The sequence below is a fragment of the Bradyrhizobium archetypum genome (assembly GCF_013114835.1).
Lineage (GTDB): Bacteria > Pseudomonadota > Alphaproteobacteria > Rhizobiales > Xanthobacteraceae > Bradyrhizobium > Bradyrhizobium archetypum.
The window spans coordinates 388,030-406,058 of the sequence record NZ_JAAVLW010000004.1 but is presented as its reverse complement, the minus strand read 5'-3'; the positions used below and the strand labels follow the sequence as shown (position 1 = coordinate 406,058).

The following is an 18,029-nucleotide window of genomic DNA, read 5'->3' as shown; positions in this document are numbered from 1 at the left end:
CATGCGGCGCGCGCTCGTGGAGGTCGCCATGGCGCAACGAATACTCTGGAGCCGCCGGGTTAGACATCGACGGGATGTCCGACCGCAAGAAAAGAAAATTTTCTTTTGAAACTCTGTAACCAAATCGACCGATGCCCCGTAGCTGGCTCTGGATGAGCACTCGGTCACGGAGACCTGACGTTTCCGGCAGGCCCCCGCGACCCGGTTGCCATCCGTCACATCGCTTGCGTTGTGGGGATCCGTGATCGAACGATCATCGGATGCGCGCGGCGTCTTGCCTTCAAAACACTCATCGAGGAGATCGTGATGAAATTGAATTCCAAATCCGGTGCGACGCTCGCCGCCGCTGCCGCTACCCTGTTCCTCGCCGGCTCGGTGGTGTCGACGGTGTCGACATCCGCGAACGCCGCGCAGGGCAAGTGCATGGCCGGCAATGCCTGCAAGGGCCAGAGCGCATGCAAGGGCGGCGCGAATGCCTGCAAGGGCCAGAACGCCTGCAAGGGCACCGGCTTCTCGATGACGTCCGAGAAGGCATGCGCCGCCATGGGAGCCAAGTTCGTCAAGGGCTGATCGGCGGGTCAGATGCAGAGGGCCCGGCCCCAACCGGGCCTCATTGTTTCGCACTGACAGCTAAAATAAAGTTGGCCTTACCTGTAACCAAGTCCGAACCCACTGCGTAACTTTCTCCGGGTGCCGTTTGTCGGCTTGATTTGTCGCTGCTTGCGGGCGATGCACCCTCACACTTCTTTTGGAGGATGACCATGAAGATGACTTCCAAATCCGGCGCCGCGCTGGCCGCCGCCGCTGCTACCCTGTTCCTGGCCGGCACCACCGTGTCGACCGTGACCTACGCCGCCGGCGAGGGTAAGTGCATCGGCGCCAATGCATGCAAGGGCCAGAGCGCGTGCAAGGGCGGTGCCAATGCCTGTAAGGGCCAGAACGCCTGCAAGGGTCAGGGCTTCTCGGCCATGACCAAGGAGAAGTGCGACGCCGCCAAGGGCAAGTTCCAGCCGTCCTAGCTGCGGGTTTGATCGGGGCCCGGTGTAGGCCGGGCCTCGCATCCATGTTAGGTTGACGGTGCAGTTTGGAAGACGCGCCTCGTTTCACGGCGCCGTTCGAGCGGAGACGAGATGAACGTCGCAAGCAGATTGCCAGACACTTCGGCGGCGGCGCTTGCAGAGCGGCTGACGGCGTCGGCCAGGCCGCCCTTCCTCGGCTTCGGTCTCGGCCTGCGACACCAGCACTACGACGAAATCCTGGGTGGCACTCCGCCGATCGATTGGTTCGAGGTCATCAGCGAGAACTATATGCTGCCCGGCGGCCGACCGCTGCGCACGCTCGATCGCGTCCGCGAGCGCTATCCGGTGGTGATGCACGGCGTATCGATGTCGATCGCCTCTACGGCACCCCCGAATTTCGAATACCTGCAAGCCTTGAAGGACCTCGCCCGACGGGTCGAGCCGAAATGGGTATCAGACCATCTGTGCTGGACCGGCGTGCACGGCAAGAACCTGCATGATCTCCTGCCGATTCCCTACACAGAGGAAGCGCTCGATCACGTCGTCAGCCGTGTGCAGCTCGTGCAGGATTTTCTGGGCCGCGCCATCGTGCTCGAGAACGTCTCGACCTATGTCCAGTTCGCCAACTCCGAAATGACGGAATGGGAATTCCTGGCTGAGCTGTCGCGCCGCTCCGGATGCTGGCTCTTGTTCGACGTCAACAACGTCTATGTCAGCGCCTTCAACCACGGCTACGATCCCATCACTTTCCTCAATGGTATTCCGGCGGATCGCGTGGTGCAGTTTCACATCGCCGGCCACAGCCATATGGGCACGCACATCGTCGACACCCACGACCACCCGGTATGCGAGGATGTCTGGGATCTCTATGCCGCGGCGCTGAGGCGCTTCGGCCGGGTCTCGACCATGATCGAGCGCGACGACAATATTCCGCCGGTCGACGAGCTTCTGCTCGAGGTGGCCAGGACCCGCGAGATGGCCGAGAAAATCCTGCCAACGGGCAAGCAGACGGGATGAGCGACTTCGCGCGACAGCAGGCGGAATTCCAGCGCGGCATCCTCGACGGCGACGATACGGTGCTGGCTGAAATTCTCGACAGCCCGCGGGAGAAACGCGAGACGCTGTTCGGGGTCTATCGCTATGCCTACGGCTCGCGGCTGGTGGAAGCTGTTCGTAACGACCATGAACTGCTGCATCTTTATCTCGGCGACGAGATGTTCGACGAGATGGGGCACGCTTACGTCAAGGCGCGGCCCTCCGGGCATCCAAATCTGCGCTGGTTCTCGCAAGGCCTGCCGGAATTTCTGAAATCGACCGCGCCTTACGCCGAGCACCCCGTGCTATCCGAGCTCGCAGCGCTGGAGAAGGCGCTCAACGATGCGTTCGACGCCGCTGAAGGCAAAGTTGTCGAACTGGCCGACATGGCGGGCTTTGCGCCCGAAGCATGGTCGGGTCTCCGATTTCAGCCGCATCCTAGCGCATCCAGGCTCGAGTTGGCGACCAATGCGGCTGCGATCTGGCTTGCGCTCAAGAACGGTGAAACACCGCCGGCTACGACCGAACTGCAGCAGCCCGTGCATCTGTTGATCTGGCGACAGGACGTCACGCCGATGTTCCGCGAACTTTCTGCGGAAGAGGCGATGATGTGGGATGAGGCCGCGAGCGGCATTCCGTTCGGCGTGCTCTGCGAAATGCTCGCGACCTATGACGACCCCGACAGCGCGGCGGGCCGCGGCGCAGGCTATCTGCACGGCTGGATCACGGCAGGGCTTTTGACGGATGTTTCCGTCGGCCCATGAAGGGGAGCGCTCGGCGAATGGGAAGTGACACCGATCGCCATTTCATCGAGCGCATGCATTGGGACCAGGTCGCGCGGCGCATCGGTGATGGCGCGGTGGCGATCCTGCCGATCGGCGCCGCGTCCAAGCAGCACGGCTTTCACCTCCCGCTCAACACCGACCGCATTCAGGCCGAATGGCTCGCGGGCAGGATGGCGGAAAGGATCGATGCGCTGATCTGGCCGACGCTGACCTACGGCCATTATCCCGCCTTCGTCGAATATGCCGGCAGCAACAGCCTGTCGATTTCGACCTTCGAGGCGCTGGTGCGCGAGATTGCCGGGCAGATTCTCGGCGGCGGCTGCCGCAAGCTGCTCGTGCTCAACACCGGAATCAGCACCCTGGCTCCGGTCGATCGCGCGCTGGCGCGCCTCGACAGCACGCGAATCAGGCATTTGTGGATCCATGAAGGCCCGCGCTATCCGCGCATCGCCAGGCAATTGGCCGAGCAGAGCCATGGCAGCCATGCCGACGAACTGGAAACGTCGCTGATGCTGGCGCTGGCGCCGCATCTGGTAGATATGACGCGCGCCGAAGCGAGCCCCACTTTGGAGCAGGAGACGCCGGGCGCATTGACGCCGTCGGATCCGCATTCCCCGAACTACAGCCGGTCCGGCAGCTACGGCGATCCGATGCGGGCGACAGCGGCCAAGGGCGAAGCCTTGCTGGCCGCCATGCTCGAGGATCTCCAGGAGCAGGCTGCCGCGTTCATCGCGCAAGACCCCAGCGAGCATCGGCCGGCCGCGGTCCAAAGCGTGCTGTGATGAAAGCCGCCAGTGTCGTCCGCTGGATCGTTGCCGTTGCCGCCATCGCCGCCATGCTGGCAAGCGCGATATCGTTCCGCGCCGGCGCACAGTCGGAATATATGCAGGGCGGCCGCATGCCCTATGATGCGTTCGACCGGTTGGCCCGGACCGATCTTGAAGTACCCGGCGGCACTATCCGTGTCGCGTTCGCCCCCGGCGACATCGCGCTATCAAAGGAAAAATTGCTCGACTGGATCAAAATGTCAGCCCGGGCCGTCACGACCTATTACGGACGGTTTCCCGTCAAGTCGCTGCGGCTGCTGTTGGTGCCCGTCGACGGCGCGCGCATCCGCGGCGGCACGACTTGGGGCTATCGCGGCGCCGCCATTCGGATTCCCTTCGGCCGCGATTCCACCGAGGACGTCCTGCGGCGCGACTGGGTGATGGTGCACGAGATGGTGCATACCGCCCTGCCCGACATGCCCGATCGCTACGCGTGGTTGTCGGAGGGACTGGCCGTCTATATCGAGCCGGTCGCTCGGGTGCAGGCCGGCGACCTCGCGGCGCGCGAAATCTGGCAGGCCATGATGCGCGACATGCCGAAGGGGCTGCCGCTGGCGGGCGACCAGGGCCTCGACAACACCGCCACATGGGGACGGAAATATTGGGGCGGCGCGCTGTTCTGCCTGCTCGCCGATATCGAAATCCGCAAAGCTACCGACAATCGCCTCGGCCTGCAGGACGCGATGCGCGGCGTGCTCGCCGCCGGTGGCAATCACGAGCAGGACTGGCCGATCGAGCGCATTCTAGCAACGGCCGACAAGGCCGTCGGCGTCGACGTGCTGACCCGGCTTCACGACGAGATGGGACCGAAGCCGGTGACGCCGGATCTCGCCGCGCTATGGCGCGACCTCGGATTGAAGCGCGCCGGCGAAGATATCGAGTTCGATGACACCGCGCCGCTGGCGGCGATCCGCAAGGCGATCACCGAGCCGCGGTCAAACGACTAAGCGCGAGATTTTCGATCGGAGCGATTCGTCGCGTCAATTCCGTCTCTGGCGTTGCTATTATCTTGATCCGGCCGCTGGTGCGGGCAGCAGGACGAGCGCCGCGGCCAGTCCCGCCGCTGATGCTATTGCGGCTGCTGAGAACAGCCAGATGTAGCTGATCGCCGATTCCGGGGTATGAAGCAGCGCGCCGAGAACTGCAATGCCGACCGCGAAGCCGGCTTGGCGCATGACGATTGTCACGGCGGATGCCAGGCCAGCAAGATCCGGCGGCACAAGCGACACGGCCGCGCCGGACAGTTGCGGGTGAGCCAAAGCGACGCCGACCCCAATGGCGACAATCCCGCAGAAGGTCGGAACTAGCGGCGGCGCTGAACCATCCGAGATCAGCGCAATCACTACCGTGGCATTGCCGGCTGCCAAGATCGTGAGCGCCAAGGCGAAGTGGCGCCGCCATCCCAGACGATCGACAAGCCGGCCACCCAATGGCGGCAGGAACAGCATCGGCAGCGTGGCCGTCAGCAGCGCGATACCGGTTACTTCCGAGGGCCAGTCAAAAGCAGCAGCAAAGAAGAGGGGCAAGTAGACAAGCATCGCCCAGTAGCCGATCGACACGGCGCACAGCAGGATCGCAATTCCGATCATGGCCCGCTGAACGAACATGCCGGGATCGAGGATCGGGTTGTCGCGACTTCTCTGCTGTATGCCGAATAGCACCAGAAACACCGCACTCAGCGCGAGACCCGACACCATATGTGACGTCGACGTGCGGCCATGCAACAGTGCCTCGACAAGCGCCGTAAGCGCGGCGGTGAACAATACGACGCCGAGGATGTCGAGCGGCCGGGGCACCGCCTCGCGTGCTTCCGCGACCAGCCGCGGTATGCCCCACGCGACCAACGCGCAGGCTGGCAAGTTGATGATGAAAATCCAGCGCCAGCCGATCCAAGAGGAGACAAGTCCGCCAATCGTCGGACCAAATGCCATGGCGACGCCGGACATGACCCCAAACAAAGCAAACGCGGCCGTGCGCGCCCTTGCTTGCACATAGACATTGGCGATCAGCGCAATGCCGCCAGTCACGATGAATGCAGCCCCGATCCCCTGCAGTGCGCGAGCGCCCCATAGCGTCGGTCCGTCCCAGGCGATCCCACACGCCAAGGATGCAAGAGCAAAAATGCCATTGCCAACAAGCATCGCCCGCCGTCGCCCATACCGATCCGCCAATGCCCCCGCAAACAGCAAGCAGGCCGTGAAGGCCAAACTGTAGGCATCCATGACCCAGGCATATCCGGCAGCGTCGAACCCGAGTTCGCGCGCGAGGGTCGGCAACGCGATGACCACCGCAGTCACGTCAAAATTGGCGAGGAAGGGCGCCATACCCAAGAGCAGGGCCGGCATCATGGATTGTGCAGACCGACCGGAGTAGCGGTCGGACATGTTTATTGGCTGTGTCATCGTGCGGCTACTCGTGTCTTGAATGGCCGCTTTTTGCCAACGCCAATTGTTCACATCGCCATGAATATGCTTCATAGTGCTGGCGTGCGTGCTCTTCCCCCTTTTGATGGCCTGATTGCGTTCGACGCGGCGTTGCGTCATCGCAGCATGACGCTCGCAGCCGGTGAATTGGGGCTCACACAGAGCGCGATCAGCCATCGACTGAAGAAACTCGAGAGCTTTGTCGGCGCGCGGTTGCTTGATCGTACCGGAGGCGGCCTGTTGCCTACCGCGGCTGGCGTCACCCTAGCCGAGGGACTCGGGCGGATACTTGACGAGATGGCCGAGCTGCGCGCCCGCTCGCGTGCGTCGGTGCGGCCCCAGACACTCAAGATCGGACTGGGCTCCGCGCTTGCGAACTACTGGCTGGCGCGGCGTCTGACGGCGTTTGCGTCCGCATATCCCGATATTGCGATCGAACTGTGCATCATTGAAAGCGATGTTCAAGCGCGCGCCCTCGATCTCGACGTGCAGATCCGATGGATTCCGAAAGCTGGCGCGCGCGCCACGTCGACCCAGCGCTTGCTGTTCGACGAGATGGTTTTCCCGGTCGCGATCCCGTCGCTGCTGCCGCGCGGGCGGCCATTGCGAGAACCGCATGTGCTCGGCACCTTACCAATACTGCACAAGGGCCTTGTTGGCCGGAACGACGGCGCGGAATGGTCGTGGCCGGTGTGGTTCGAACGACTGGGCGTCATGGCTCCCGTTCGGGGCGGGCTTCGCTTCGATAATCTCGGTACGGCACTCGCTGCCGCCTTGCAGGGTAGCGGCGTCGTTCTAGCCAGGTCTTTGCTCGTTCATGATGCCCTCGCGGAAAAGCAACTTTGCCGCGTCGTGGCGTCAAACTGGGATATGACGTCGAGCAAGACGCACGTCATCCGCTGGCCTGCCGCGCTCGCAAATGACAGGCGTGTCGCACTGTTTGTTGATTGGGTTGTCAAGGAAGCGGCAACAACGTCCCTTCAATGAAGGCGCGTCGCCGCCGACGTCGCTCCGATCCTCTACCCCACCGGCACGATCTTGCCGGGATTGAAAATGTTCTGCGGATCGAGCGCCTGCTTCAGCGCACGCATGGCGTCGATTGCCTCGACGCCAAGCTCGGCCTCGAGGTATTTCTGCTTGCCCTGCCCGATGCCGTGCTCGCCGGTACAGGTGCCGCCCATCGCCTGCGCCCGCTCGACCAGGCGATGCATGAATTCCTCGCCGCGCGCCATTTCTTCCTTGTTGTCGACATCGCAGACCAGCGAGCAATGGAAATTGCCGTCGCCGACATGGCCGACGATCGGCGACAGCAGATTGAGCTGTTTCAGATCGTCCTCGGTCTCGGTGACGCAATCCGCGAGCCTTGAGATCGGCACGCAGACGTCGGTCGCCACCACGCCCGCGCCGGGGCGCAGCGCCTTGACCGACCAATAGGCGTCGTGCCGCGCCTGCCACAGCTTGGTGCGGTCCTCCGGCTTGGTGGTCCAGGTGAAATCGCCGCCGCCGCATTCCCTGGCGATCTCGCCGAAATTCTTCGACTGCTCGGCCACCTCGATCTCGCTGCCGTGGAATTCCAGAAGCAATAGCGGCGTCTCCGGCAACGTCAGCTTCGAATAGGCGTTGCAGGCACGCACCTGTTCGGCATTGAGCAGTTCGATCCGCGCCAGCGGAATGCCGGTCTGGATGGCCAGGATCGTGGCCTGGCAGGCGCCGCGCACAGTCTCGAACGAGCAGGCCGCGGCCGCGATCGTCTCGGGAATGCCGCGCAGCTTGATGGTAAGTTCGGAGATAATGCCGAGCGTGCCCTCGGCGCCGACAAACAGATGCGTCAGGTCGTAGCCAGCAGCGGATTTCTTCGCCCGCGTGCCGGTGGTGATGATCTCGCCGTCGCCGCGCACCACTTTGAGCGCCAGCACGTTCTCGCGCATGGTGCCATAGCGCACCGCATTGGTGCCGGAGGCCCGCGTCGAGGTCATGCCGCCGAGCGAGGCATCGGCGCCAGGATCGATCGGGAAGAACAATCCCTGGTCGCGAAGATGCTCGTTCAGCGCCTTGCGGGTGACGCCGGGCTGGATCACGCAATCCAGGTCCTCGGCATGGACTTCGAGAACCTGGTTCATGTCGCGCAGGTCGATGCAGACGCCGCCGGCCGGGGCGTTGACCTGGCCCTCCAGCGAGGTGCCGGTGCCGAAGGCAATCACGGGAACGCCGTGCCTGGCGCAAATCCGCACCACGTCCTGGATGTCGGCGGTTTCCTGCGCCATCACCACGGCATCCGGCGGCTGCGTCGGCAGCCAAGTGGTGGTATGGGCGTGCTGCTCGCGCACCGCCTGCGAGGTGATCAGCCGGTTGCCAAATCGCGCTGCCAGCGCCTCGACCGCGCTGGCCAGAGCCTGCGGTTCCGGCCGCCTCACACTACCCGATATCGTCGTCGCCACGCCAAATTCCTCCTGAATTTGAGCGGACCGTGGCAAAGGTTATAAAGGGGGTCAAGAGCACTAAAACAACCACGGGATCAATGATGACGACCGCTGCTGCCGCCGGGGAAAACCTGAAGAAAATGCCGCTGCCGCCGGCCCCGTTCATATCCTCGGTGATGCAGATCGAGCCGCAATGGATCGACTATAACGGCCACCTCAACATGGCCTATTACAACGTGATGATGGACCGCGCGATCGACGAAATGTGGCTGCAGCTCGGCATCGGGCCGGCCTACATGAAGGCGCGCCACTGCTCGACCTTCACCGCCGAAGCCCATGTGCGCTATCTGCGCGAGATTCATCTCGGCGATCCCGTTCAGATCGCGGTTTATCTGTTAGGTAACGATGAGAAGCGGCTGCATACGTTCGAGGAACTGCGCCACGCGACCGAGGGATGGCTCTCCGCCACTTCGGAAAACATGACACTGCACATGGACATGAAGGCGCGGAAGGTTGCGCCCTTCCCGCCGGACATTCGCGCGCGCATCGAGCAGGTGACAGCTTCCCACGCAGCGGTGCCGCGGCCCGTGGGAATCGGCCGCAAGGTCGCGATGCCCCAGAAATAGCGAGGCAATCAGACCGGCAGCCCGGCCTCCTGCAGCGCACCGACCACCAGGTTGCATTGGCTTGGCGGTAGCGGCGGCATGCCGCGCTCGACTTCCGACACGGTGAGATCGGGATAGTGCTGGCGCAGCGCGCCGAGGCTGCGGCGCGCCTGCGGCCCTTTTCCGGCAAGAACATAGGCCGGGCACAGCGTGCGATGGACCCAGCTCGCCGACGGATGCTCGGTGAGCGCGCGCTCCTGCCAATGCGCACCTTCGGCGTACTGGCCGGCGGTGAAAAGCGCACAGCCGATCCCGACCATGCTGTTGAAGGCCAATGGATCATGCGGCGCGAGATCAAGCGCGATCTTGAAACGCTCGATCGCGGATTGCGGATCACCCTTGTAGACGTCGATCCATCCGCTGCGGCTCCACGCCCAGGCCGATCCGCCATCCATCGCCAGCGCCTTGCGGGTGACGAGATCGGCGGTATCGAACTCGTTGAGCAGCGACAGCGCGTTGCCGAGAACCGCCAGCACGGTGGCGTCGCCGCGCAGCGCCCTTGCCTTGTGGGCGAGTTCGAGGCTGCGGGCGCGCTCTTCCTGCGGCGTGTGGGTGAAATGATAGACCACGCGCTGGATATGCGCCCAGGCGGCCAACGCGGTGGCGAGCGGATGGTCCGGGTCATGATCCAGCGCGCGCTCCAGCAATTCCAGCGCACGCGCATTGCCGCATGCATCGAGCGAGAGAACGCCCGGCATCGCCCGGAGCGCCAGATCCTGCGCGCCGAGACAGCTCGCCGGCATTCGCAGCGCGCGGTCGATCTCCGCCAGTCGCAGGCAGGGCTGCAGCGCCGCCGCGATCCTGGCCGCCAGATGTTCCGCCGTTGCAGCATCATCGCGCCGCACGCCGTCAGCGCGATAGGCCCAGAGCTGGCCGCCCGTTTCGGTGTCGATCAGCCGAATGGTCAGGTGCGTTTGCGCACCCGCTCCCCGGATCGCCCCGCCCAGATGGTATCGCGCCGCCATCGACCGGGTGGCGACCGCGATTCCGGCGCGGGTGAGTACGGTAACGAGATCGTCGGCAATATCAGCCGCAAGCGCCAGATTTTCCGTTGCGGCCTCGATCGGCCCGAACGCAATCGTCAGCCGCTCTCGCGCCGGCACAAACAGCGAAGGCATCGCGCCGAGCGCGTCTGTAAGGGCCGCCTGCCGCTTCAACGTCTGCGACGGGGTTTCGCCATAGCGGCGGCGGTACGCGGCCGAGAACCGTCCGAAATGCGGAAAGCCGCAGCGCAGCGCCACGTCCATGATCTTGATGGCCGGGCAGCCCTGCAACAGTTCGCGGCGGGCGCATTCGAGCCCGATCTCGCGAAGCATCGTGCGCGGGGTCTTGCCGACAAAACTAAGAAACTGGCGTTGCAGGGTGCGGGCGGAAACGCCGGCAATAGCAGCGAGCTCAGTCAGGCGCCAATTGTGGCCGACATTGGCACGCATCGCATCCAACGCACGCCTGACACCGCGGGGCAGCGCCGACGACGCCGATGAAACGTTCTGGCCAGCAATCATCCGCAACTCCGAAGGCCCCTGGTGATGTGTCCTGGGAACAGCGGAAAGGTTCACGTTCCGGATAGGCGTGTCGCGAACTGGATAGGCATCCGGCGGGCCTAGCGACTAAGCCCGCAGCACGCTGAAATCGGCAAATTCACCCGCTCAAAGGAGTAGAACATGGCCACATCCGCCGCCGCTCAAACCCTGCAACCCGGCCAGATCGACCTTTCCGCCCTGAAAACCAAGCAGCACGGCGCCTGGTCGTCCGGCGACTATGCTGTCGTCGGCACCACGCTCCAGATCGTCGGCGAAGAACTGTGCGAGGCGCTCGACCTCCGGGCCGGCCAGAAGGTGCTCGATGTCGCCGCCGGCAACGGCAATGCCACGCTGGCCGCCGCACGCCGCTGGTGCGAGGTGATCTCGACCGACTATGTGCCGAGCCTGCTCGACCGCGGTCGGGCGCGCGCTACAGCGGAGGGCCTGTCGGTCCAGTTCAAGGAAGCGGACGCAGAGGCGCTCGATTTCGGCGACGCCACTTTTGATGCTGTGCTCTCGACCTTCGGCGTGATGTTCACGCCGGATCAGGATCGTGCGGCTTCCGAACTTTTGCGGGTGTGCAAGAGCGGCGGCAAGATCGGGCTGGCCAACTGGACACCGGAAGGCTTTATCGGGCAGTTGTTCAAGACGCTCGGCAAGTATCTGCCGCCGCCCGCAGGCGCGAAATCGCCCGCGCTGTGGGGAACGCAGGCGCGTATCACGGAGATGTTCGGAACGTCGGCAGCCTCGATCAAGGCCGAGCGGCGACACTTCATGTTCCGCTACCGCTCGCCGTTGCACTTTCTCGACGTGTTCAGGAACTACTACGGCCCCATGCTGAAAGCCTTTGCCGCGCTTGACGAAACCAACCAGCGCCGGCTCGCCGACGATCTCCTGAAGCTGATCGCCTCGATGAACCGCGCCGAGGACGGCACCATGGTGCTGCCGAGCGAATATCTGGAAATTGTCATCAACAAACGCTGACGAAAATCCAACGAACTTTGGCGGCGACAGCCCATGACAGGCCGTCGCCGCCACTCCTTATGCCTTGTGCGCTAGCCGCCCCCGGCTAGACGTTACTACGTCCGCGCACCAATCCCACGACGGCCGAGACCAGAAACAGGATCACGGCGATAAAGAAGATCGCCTTCGCGATTTCGACGGAGGCACCGGCGATACCGCCGAAGCCCAGAACACCCGCGATCAACGCGATAATCAGGAACGTAAGCACCCAGCTCAGCATGACACGACCTCGATTGTCTGTTGCTCTTTCGATGGCGGCGGCTGTCGCGTCGCGCATCGACTGCAGGACCAATCCAGGCCGGTAATGTTGGTTCCGGACGGCGGAATCGCGAAATTTGACGGTTTCAGCGGAACAAAATCACCATCCACGCACGAAATCAGGCCGGCAAAGGCGCCGGGATAAACCTGTCAAAATGGCCGAACAGGCCCTATATGCCCCTCAATCCCTGCTATGAAGGCTCCCCTTTACGGCCTCACGGTGCCATCGTGGGGACAAGACGATTCGACGATGACCGAGCCGAGCAAACTGTCCCCTCACAGCGTTCCCGAGCACCAGCCTGCGGCCGGCGGCATCGCCGCGCGTGCGCGGGCGGCTGCCGGCCCGCAATATCTCAACGGGCTCAATCCCGAGCAGCGCGAGGCGGTCGAGACGCTGGATGGGCCCGTTCTGGTGCTGGCGGGCGCCGGCACCGGCAAGACCCGCGTGCTGACCACACGCATCGCCCACATCCTGAGCCAGGGCCGCGCCCGGCCGCATGAAATCCTGTCGGTGACGTTCACCAACAAGGCCGCGCGCGAGATGAAGCTGCGGCTCGGCCAGATGCTCGGGCAGGCCGTCGAAGGCATGCCGTGGCTCGGCACCTTCCACTCGATCGGCGGACGCATCCTGCGCATCCACGCCGAACTGGTGCAGCTCAAATCCAATTTCACGGTGCTCGACGTCGACGATCAGGTGCGGCTCTTGAAGCAATTGCTGCAGGCCGAGAACATCGACGACAAGCGCTGGCCGGCGCGCATGCTGGCCGGCCTGATCGACGGCTGGAAGAACCGTGGGCTGGCGCCCGGCCAGGTGCCGTCAGGCGAAGCCGCGATGTTCGGCAATGGCAAGGGCGGCAAGCTCTACGCCAGCTATCAGGAGCGGCTGAAGATTCTCAACGCCGCCGACTTCGGCGATCTCTTGCTGGAGAACATCCGGCTGTTCCGCGAAAACCCTGACGTGCTCAGGCAATACCAGAACCGCTTCAAGTTCATTCTGGTCGACGAATATCAGGACACCAACGTTGCGCAGTATCTGTGGCTGCGGCTGCTGTCGCAGGCGCCGTCGCGGCCGGGCGCGCCGCTGTCGGCGATCATTCCGGGGGATATCGAACCCGCCGTCATTCCGGGGCACGCCGAAGGCGTGAACTCCGATGTGCAATTGCACATCGAAGAATCTCGAGATAATGAGGATTCACTTCGAGATTCCGGATCTGCGCTTTCAGCGCATCCCGGAATGACGACGGCAGCGGCCGCTGCGCCTAGCGCTCCACCCAAAAACATCTGCTGCGTCGGCGACGACGACCAGTCGATCTATGGCTGGCGCGGCGCGGAGGTCGACAACATCCTGCGCTTCGAGCATGATTTTCCGGGCGCCAAGGTGATCCGCCTGGAGCGCAATTACCGCTCCACCGGCCACATCCTCGCCGCCGCCTCGCACCTCATCGCGCATAATGAGGGCCGGCTCGGCAAGACGCTCCGCACCGAAGACGTCGACGGCGAGAAGGTCACGGTCACAGGTTCCTGGGATTCGGAAGAGGAAGCCCGCGCCATCGGCGAAGAGATCGAGGAGCTGCAACGGGCCGGCGAGAACCTCAACGAGATCGCGATCCTGGTGCGGGCGTCGTTCCAGATGCGCGAGTTCGAAGATCGCTTCGTCACGCTCGGCCTGCCCTATCGCGTGATCGGCGGTCCGCGGTTCTATGAGCGCGCCGAAATCCGAGACGCGCTGGCCTATTTGCGCGTGATCAATTCGCCCGCCGACGATCTCGCTTTCGAGCGGATCGTCAACGTCCCGAAGCGCGGGCTCGGCGACGCCACCGTGCAGTTGCTGCACGACCATGCCCGCAAGCGCCGCATGCCGTTGTTCGAGGCGGCGCGTGCGGTGGTCGAAACCGATGAATTGAAGCCGAAGGCACGCGGCGCCTTGCGCGACCTCATCCTGCAATTCGACCGCTGGCGCGCCCAGCGCGAGGTGACGGCGCACACCGAGCTCGCCGAAATCGTGCTCGACGAGAGCGGCTATACCGAGATGTGGCAGAAGGACCGCTCGGCGGACGCCGCGGGCCGGCTGGACAACCTGAAGGAACTGGTACGCTCGATGGAGGAGTTCGAGAACCTGCAAGGCTTCCTCGAACACATCTCGCTGGTGATGGACCGCGACGGCGACGCCGGCGACGAGGCGGTGTCGCTGATGACGCTGCATTCGGCCAAGGGGCTTGAATTCGACAACGTCTTCCTGCCCGGCTGGGAAGAGGGCCTGTTTCCGAGCCAGCGCACGCTCGACGAACAGGGCCGCGCCGGTCTCGAAGAGGAGCGCCGCCTCGCCCATGTCGGGCTGACCCGCGCCCGCCGCCGCGCAAAACTCTATTTCGCTACCAACCGGCGCATTCACGGCACCTGGTCGACCACGATCCCGTCGCGCTTCCTCGACGAATTGCCGGCGGCCAATGTCGAGATCACCGAATCGAAAGGCGGCTCCGGCTGGGGCGGCGCCGGCGGCTACGGCCCCTCGCGCTTCGACAATGTCGAATCCTTCGGCTCCAGCTATGCGACGCCAGGCTGGCAGCGCGCCCAGGCCAACCGCAATCGCGGTCAGGCAGGCCGCGGCGGGCAGGCCCGCGGCGGTTTCGAGGAAAGCCAGTCCTCGTTTTCAGGCGGCTTCTCGCGCAACAAGCGCGGCCCGCTGGTGATCGAAGGCGAGTTGGTTGCCAAATCCACCGGCACCGTTTCGGAATTCTCGCTCGACGACCGCGTGTTTCATCAGAAGTTCGGCTACGGCCACGTCGTGAAGATCGACGGCAACAAGCTGACGATCGCGTTCGAAAAGGCCGGCGAGAAAAAGGTGGTGGATAGTTTTGTGGAGCGAGTGTAGGACGCCCTGGGGCAGCTAAGGGCAACTTTACTGATTTGCCGCTGCAGGTCGCCAGTACGCCGAAAAGCAGCAAATTTTTCCACGCGAGATTGCACAAGCAGCATCGCGTTCCTATCTCCCGGTTCCCACCCCCTCCCCGCCTCGACCCGGCCGAAGCGCCGCTTCGATGCTGGCCACATTCCGTTTCAAACTGCCATGCTCGCGCAACCTCCCATCATATCGGTCTCCAATCTCTCAAAGACCTACGGCTCCGGCTTCAAGGCGCTGAAGGGCATCAATCTGGACATCAAGCGTGGCGAGATCTTCGCGCTGCTCGGGCCGAACGGCGCGGGCAAGACCACGCTGATCAGCATCATCTGCGGCATCGCCAATTTGAGCGAAGGCAGCGTGACGGTGGGCGGGCATGACATCAACAAGGATTATCGCGCTGCGCGCTCGCTGATCGGCCTGGTGCCGCAGGAACTGCACACCGACTCGTTTGAAACCGTGTGGGCGACCGTCAGCTTCAGCCGCGGCCTGTTCGGCAAACCGAAGAACCCTGCCCACATCGAAAAGGTGCTGAAGGATCTGTCGCTGTGGGACAAGAAGGATTCCAAGATCATCACGCTCTCCGGCGGCATGAAGCGCCGCGTGATGATCGCGAAGGCGCTGTCGCACGAGCCGCAGATCCTGTTTCTGGACGAGCCGACCGCAGGCGTCGACGTCGAGCTGCGCAAGGGCATGTGGGACGTGGTGCGCGGCTTGCAGGCCGCCGGCGTCACCATCATCCTGACCACGCATTACATCCAGGAAGCCGAGGAGATGGCAGACCGCATCGGCGTCATTAATAAGGGCGAGATCATCCTGGTCGAGGACAAGGCCGGGCTGATGCAGAAGCTCGGCAAGAAGCATCTAAAGCTCTATCTGCAGGGCAAGGTCGATGCGCTCCCCGCCTCGCTTGCCGCCTACAACCTCGAACTAACGGACGGCGGCCGAGCCGTGATCTACGACTACGACACCAAGGGCGAGCGCACCGGGATCACCAGCCTGCTCAGCGACCTCCGCAACGCCGGCATCCATATCTCGGATCTCGACACCACGCAATCTTCCCTCGAAGACATCTTCGTCAGCCTGGTGAGGGCGCCATGAATTATCGTGCGATCCGCGCCATCTATCTTTTCGAAATGGCCCGCACCTGGCGCACGCTGCTGCAGAGCATCGTCTCGCCGGTGGTTTCCACCTCGCTTTATTTCGTGGTGTTCGGCGCCGCAATCGGCTCGCGCATCACCGAAGTCGAAGGCGTCAGCTACGGCACCTTCATCGTGCCGGGTCTCGTCATGCTGTCGGTGCTGACGCAGAGCATCGCCAACGCCTCGTTCGGCATCTACTTCCCGAAATTCGTCGGTACCATCTACGAAATATTGTCGGCGCCGGTTTCCTATATCGAGATCGTGATCGGCTATGTCGGCGCGGCCGCGACCAAGTCCATCATTCTTGGCGTGATCATCATGGCGACCGCGGCGCTGTTCGTGCCGCTGCACATCCACCATCCCTGGTGGATGCTGACCTTCCTGGTGCTCACGGCGGTGACGTTCAGCCTGTTCGGCTTTATCATCGGCATCTGGGCTGACGGCTTCGAGAAGCTGCAGATGATCCCGATGCTGGTGGTGACGCCGCTGACCTTTCTCGGCGGCAGCTTCTACTCGGTCAACATGCTGCCGTCGGGCTGGCGCACCGTCACGCTGCTCAATCCGGTCGTATACCTGATCTCGGGCTTCCGTTGGAGCTTTTACGAGATCGCCGACGTCGGCGTGGGCTTGAGCCTCGGCATGACGCTCGGCTTCCTGGCCATCTGCATGGTGCTGGTGTGGTGGATCTTCCGGACCGGCTACCGGCTGAAGAATTGACGGCCAGCGTCATTCCGGGGCGTGCGAAGCACGAACCCGGAATCTCGAGATTCCGGGTTCGGCTCTACGAGCCGCCCCGCAATGACGACCGCCGTTGCCGCTCGCGAAAATGTCAGCACTTTGCCGCCGATTGCGCCGTCCTGCCGCCTTGTTTGCGCCGCCGGAGGCGTTAACGATTGCGGACGCAGGCCACTGGAACCAGTACCGGTTTCCGGGCATATTCGATGCCGGGGACGGAGAGCCGGCTTTTTAGTACAGGGCCCGGAGGCCAAATGTAAAATGCGTTCCTTCCTCATTGCTGTCACCGCCCTGACGCTGTCTGCATCGGGCGCCGTCCAAGCCAAAGTTGCCATCACCGTCGACAAGGATAACCAGCAGATGACCGTCGCCGTCGACGGCGTCGAGCGCTATCGGTGGCCGGTCTCGTCGGGCATCCCCTCTTATGAGACGCCAAACGGCAGCTTCCGCGCTTTCCGCATGGAAGAGGATCACTACTCCAAGGAATTCGACGACGCACCGATGCCGCACTCGATCTTCTTCACGAAGATCGGTCACGCCATTCACGGCACCGATTCCGTCAACCGTCTCGGCAGCCCGGCTTCGCATGGCTGCGTGCGACTGTCGCGCGAGAATGCCGCGAAGCTCTGGGATCTGGTGAAGCAGGAAGGCGTTCTCAACACCACGGTGACATTGACCGGCTCGTCCCAAGTGGCGCTGGCGCGCAATCCGCGTCGCGGCAATACGGCCGTCGCGCGCCGCGCCCCGCTGCCCCAGTATGAACAGCAATACGACTCGGCGGCCGGCGACCCGGTCGTGATCACGCCGCAACAACAGCGCATGGCGCCGCAAGCGCGGGCCGATGACGGCTATATCTATCCCGCCGATGGTTCTTCGACCGAAACGCGCTATCCGGCCCCGCCGAGCCGCCGCGTCTACGACACGCAGGCCTATCAGCAGCAGCAATATTACGACAACCGCGGCTATGCGCCGGCGCCGCAGGGCTACTACTATCAGCCGCGGCAACAGTACTATCAGCCGCGTGGGATGTTCGGTCAGAACTAGCCAGATGAAATTGGTGCGGTCGCAGAAGGATCTGCGGCCGAGATTTCAGCCGTCCGTCGCGCTCGCCAGCAGGCGCTCGCGTTGCGCGGTCAGCTGCGACATCAGGAGAACGGCGGAAAGCCCGATCAGCACGCCACCGATCGCGGCCGATACGGGAGTGAAATTGGCCATGACGGATCTCCGGTCATTGCAGCACACTCCATCATAGGCGCGCTTCGCCCGGCTGCAACT

The 18,029-nt window shown here is 63.5% G+C and carries 18 protein-coding genes; 13 read left to right on the top strand and 5 right to left on the bottom strand.

Translation table 11 applies throughout. From position 1 onward, the window contains the following. The first annotated feature begins 306 nt into the window (after positions 1 to 306). The 6 genes from bufA2 (HCN50_RS14675) to HCN50_RS14650 all read left to right on the top strand — a co-directional run bounded on the left by bufA2 (HCN50_RS14675) (position 307) and on the right by HCN50_RS14650 (position 4,613). Complete coding sequence (gene bufA2, locus HCN50_RS14675; protein WP_171710366.1) at positions 307 to 570, top strand: BufA2 family periplasmic bufferin-type metallophore; 264 nt, start codon at positions 307 to 309, stop codon at positions 568 to 570. 191 nt (positions 571 to 761) lie between these two features. Then, positions 762 to 1,019: a BufA2 family periplasmic bufferin-type metallophore gene (bufA2, locus tag HCN50_RS14670; RefSeq protein ID WP_210264923.1), complete on the top strand. Its 258-nt coding sequence runs from the start codon at positions 762 to 764 to the stop codon at positions 1,017 to 1,019. 111 nt (positions 1,020 to 1,130) lie between these two features. After that, positions 1,131 to 2,036, top strand: coding sequence for an MNIO family bufferin maturase (bufB, locus tag HCN50_RS14665; RefSeq protein WP_171710364.1), 906 nt, complete (start codon positions 1,131 to 1,133; stop codon positions 2,034 to 2,036). Beyond that, complete coding sequence (locus HCN50_RS14660; RefSeq protein WP_171710363.1) at positions 2,033 to 2,818, top strand: HvfC/BufC N-terminal domain-containing protein; 786 nt, start codon at positions 2,033 to 2,035, stop codon at positions 2,816 to 2,818. The genes bufB and HCN50_RS14660 overlap by 4 nt, the downstream gene beginning before the upstream one ends. Positions 2,819 to 2,835: 17 nt before the next feature. Next, positions 2,836 to 3,621 carry a creatininase family protein gene (locus HCN50_RS14655; protein ID WP_171710362.1) on the top strand — a complete coding sequence of 262 codons (786 nt, stop codon included), beginning with the start codon at positions 2,836 to 2,838 and terminating at the stop codon, positions 3,619 to 3,621. Continuing rightward, on the top strand, positions 3,621 to 4,613 hold the full coding sequence (locus HCN50_RS14650; protein WP_235976973.1) for a M1 aminopeptidase family protein: 993 nt from the start codon (positions 3,621 to 3,623) through the stop codon (positions 4,611 to 4,613). Before HCN50_RS14655 ends, HCN50_RS14650 begins: the two co-directional genes overlap by 1 nt. A gap of 57 nt (positions 4,614 to 4,670) precedes the next feature. Here HCN50_RS14650 and HCN50_RS14645 read toward each other — a convergent pair whose 3' ends face one another. Then, positions 4,671 to 6,050 (bottom strand): MFS transporter, encoded by a 1,380-nt coding sequence (locus tag HCN50_RS14645; protein ID WP_171710361.1) that lies wholly within the window; start codon positions 6,048 to 6,050, stop codon positions 4,671 to 4,673. 36 nt (positions 6,051 to 6,086) lie between these two features. Between HCN50_RS14645 and HCN50_RS14640 the strand changes: the two genes are divergently transcribed. Next, positions 6,087 to 7,076 (top strand): LysR substrate-binding domain-containing protein, encoded by a 990-nt coding sequence (locus HCN50_RS14640; RefSeq protein ID WP_235976971.1) that lies wholly within the window; start codon positions 6,087 to 6,089, stop codon positions 7,074 to 7,076. A gap of 32 nt (positions 7,077 to 7,108) precedes the next feature. Here HCN50_RS14640 and HCN50_RS14635 read toward each other — a convergent pair whose 3' ends face one another. After that, positions 7,109 to 8,527, bottom strand: coding sequence for an FAD-binding oxidoreductase (locus HCN50_RS14635; RefSeq protein WP_171710360.1), 1,419 nt, complete (start codon positions 8,525 to 8,527; stop codon positions 7,109 to 7,111). Positions 8,528 to 8,610: 83 nt separating this feature from the next. Here HCN50_RS14635 and HCN50_RS14630 point away from each other — a divergent pair, with 83 nt between their 5' ends. Then, complete coding sequence (locus HCN50_RS14630) at positions 8,611 to 9,135, top strand: thioesterase family protein (protein ID WP_235976970.1); 525 nt, start codon at positions 8,611 to 8,613, stop codon at positions 9,133 to 9,135. 8 nt (positions 9,136 to 9,143) lie between these two features. Here HCN50_RS14630 and HCN50_RS14625 read toward each other — a convergent pair whose 3' ends face one another. Further along, positions 9,144 to 10,679, bottom strand: coding sequence for a helix-turn-helix domain-containing protein (locus HCN50_RS14625; RefSeq protein ID WP_171710359.1), 1,536 nt, complete (start codon positions 10,677 to 10,679; stop codon positions 9,144 to 9,146). Between the two features lie 159 nt (positions 10,680 to 10,838). On the opposite strand from HCN50_RS14625, the gene HCN50_RS14620 reads away from it, so the two are divergent. Continuing rightward, positions 10,839 to 11,681 (top strand): class I SAM-dependent methyltransferase, encoded by an 843-nt coding sequence (locus tag HCN50_RS14620; RefSeq protein ID WP_171710358.1) that lies wholly within the window; start codon positions 10,839 to 10,841, stop codon positions 11,679 to 11,681. An 85-nt stretch (positions 11,682 to 11,766) separates the two neighbouring features. Here HCN50_RS14620 and HCN50_RS14615 read toward each other — a convergent pair whose 3' ends face one another. Further along, on the bottom strand, positions 11,767 to 11,940 hold the full coding sequence (locus HCN50_RS14615; protein ID WP_065749588.1) for a DUF1328 domain-containing protein: 174 nt from the start codon (positions 11,938 to 11,940) through the stop codon (positions 11,767 to 11,769). 288 nt (positions 11,941 to 12,228) lie between these two features. Here HCN50_RS14615 and HCN50_RS14610 point away from each other — a divergent pair, with 288 nt between their 5' ends. From HCN50_RS14610 to HCN50_RS14595, 4 genes are all read left to right on the top strand, one after another. Next, on the top strand, positions 12,229 to 14,850 hold the full coding sequence (locus tag HCN50_RS14610) for an ATP-dependent helicase (protein WP_171710357.1): 2,622 nt from the start codon (positions 12,229 to 12,231) through the stop codon (positions 14,848 to 14,850). Positions 14,851 to 15,045: 195 nt separating this feature from the next. Then, the gene (locus HCN50_RS14605) at positions 15,046 to 15,978 is read left to right on the top strand and encodes an ABC transporter ATP-binding protein (RefSeq protein WP_171710356.1); all 933 of its coding nucleotides are present in this window, start codon (positions 15,046 to 15,048) and stop codon (positions 15,976 to 15,978) included. Beyond that, positions 15,975 to 16,736 (top strand): ABC transporter permease, encoded by a 762-nt coding sequence (locus HCN50_RS14600; RefSeq protein ID WP_171710355.1) that lies wholly within the window; start codon positions 15,975 to 15,977, stop codon positions 16,734 to 16,736. The genes HCN50_RS14605 and HCN50_RS14600 overlap by 4 nt, the downstream gene beginning before the upstream one ends. Positions 16,737 to 17,015: 279 nt before the next feature. Continuing rightward, the gene (locus HCN50_RS14595) at positions 17,016 to 17,798 is read left to right on the top strand and encodes a L,D-transpeptidase (RefSeq protein WP_171710354.1); all 783 of its coding nucleotides are present in this window, start codon (positions 17,016 to 17,018) and stop codon (positions 17,796 to 17,798) included. Positions 17,799 to 17,843: 45 nt separating this feature from the next. On the opposite strand, the gene HCN50_RS34255 is transcribed toward HCN50_RS14595, so the two are convergent. After that, positions 17,844 to 17,969 (bottom strand): hypothetical protein, encoded by a 126-nt coding sequence (locus HCN50_RS34255; RefSeq protein WP_283812080.1) that lies wholly within the window; start codon positions 17,967 to 17,969, stop codon positions 17,844 to 17,846. Between the last annotated feature and the right edge of the window lie 60 nt (positions 17,970 to 18,029).

Coding starts and splice junctions, on each gene's coding strand:
- bufA2 (WP_171710366.1), top strand. CDS start 307: ATGAAATTGAATTCCAAATCCGGTGCGACGCTCGCCGCCGCTGCCGCT.
- bufA2 (WP_210264923.1), top strand. CDS start 762: ATGAAGATGACTTCCAAATCCGGCGCCGCGCTGGCCGCCGCCGCTGCT.
- bufB (WP_171710364.1), top strand. CDS start 1,131: ATGAACGTCGCAAGCAGATTGCCAGACACTTCGGCGGCGGCGCTTGCA.
- HCN50_RS14660 (WP_171710363.1), top strand. CDS start 2,033: ATGAGCGACTTCGCGCGACAGCAGGCGGAATTCCAGCGCGGCATCCTC.
- HCN50_RS14655 (WP_171710362.1), top strand. CDS start 2,836: ATGGGAAGTGACACCGATCGCCATTTCATCGAGCGCATGCATTGGGAC.
- HCN50_RS14650 (WP_235976973.1), top strand. CDS start 3,621: ATGAAAGCCGCCAGTGTCGTCCGCTGGATCGTTGCCGTTGCCGCCATC.
- HCN50_RS14645 (WP_171710361.1), bottom strand. CDS start 6,050: ATGTCCGACCGCTACTCCGGTCGGTCTGCACAATCCATGATGCCGGCC.
- HCN50_RS14630 (WP_235976970.1), top strand. CDS start 8,611: ATGACGACCGCTGCTGCCGCCGGGGAAAACCTGAAGAAAATGCCGCTG.
- HCN50_RS14625 (WP_171710359.1), bottom strand. CDS start 10,679: ATGATTGCTGGCCAGAACGTTTCATCGGCGTCGTCGGCGCTGCCCCGC.
- HCN50_RS14620 (WP_171710358.1), top strand. CDS start 10,839: ATGGCCACATCCGCCGCCGCTCAAACCCTGCAACCCGGCCAGATCGAC.
- HCN50_RS14615 (WP_065749588.1), bottom strand. CDS start 11,940: ATGCTGAGCTGGGTGCTTACGTTCCTGATTATCGCGTTGATCGCGGGT.
- HCN50_RS14610 (WP_171710357.1), top strand. CDS start 12,229: ATGACCGAGCCGAGCAAACTGTCCCCTCACAGCGTTCCCGAGCACCAG.
- HCN50_RS14605 (WP_171710356.1), top strand. CDS start 15,046: ATGCTCGCGCAACCTCCCATCATATCGGTCTCCAATCTCTCAAAGACC.
- HCN50_RS14600 (WP_171710355.1), top strand. CDS start 15,975: ATGAATTATCGTGCGATCCGCGCCATCTATCTTTTCGAAATGGCCCGC.
- HCN50_RS14595 (WP_171710354.1), top strand. CDS start 17,016: ATGCGTTCCTTCCTCATTGCTGTCACCGCCCTGACGCTGTCTGCATCG.
- HCN50_RS34255 (WP_283812080.1), bottom strand. CDS start 17,969: ATGGCCAATTTCACTCCCGTATCGGCCGCGATCGGTGGCGTGCTGATC.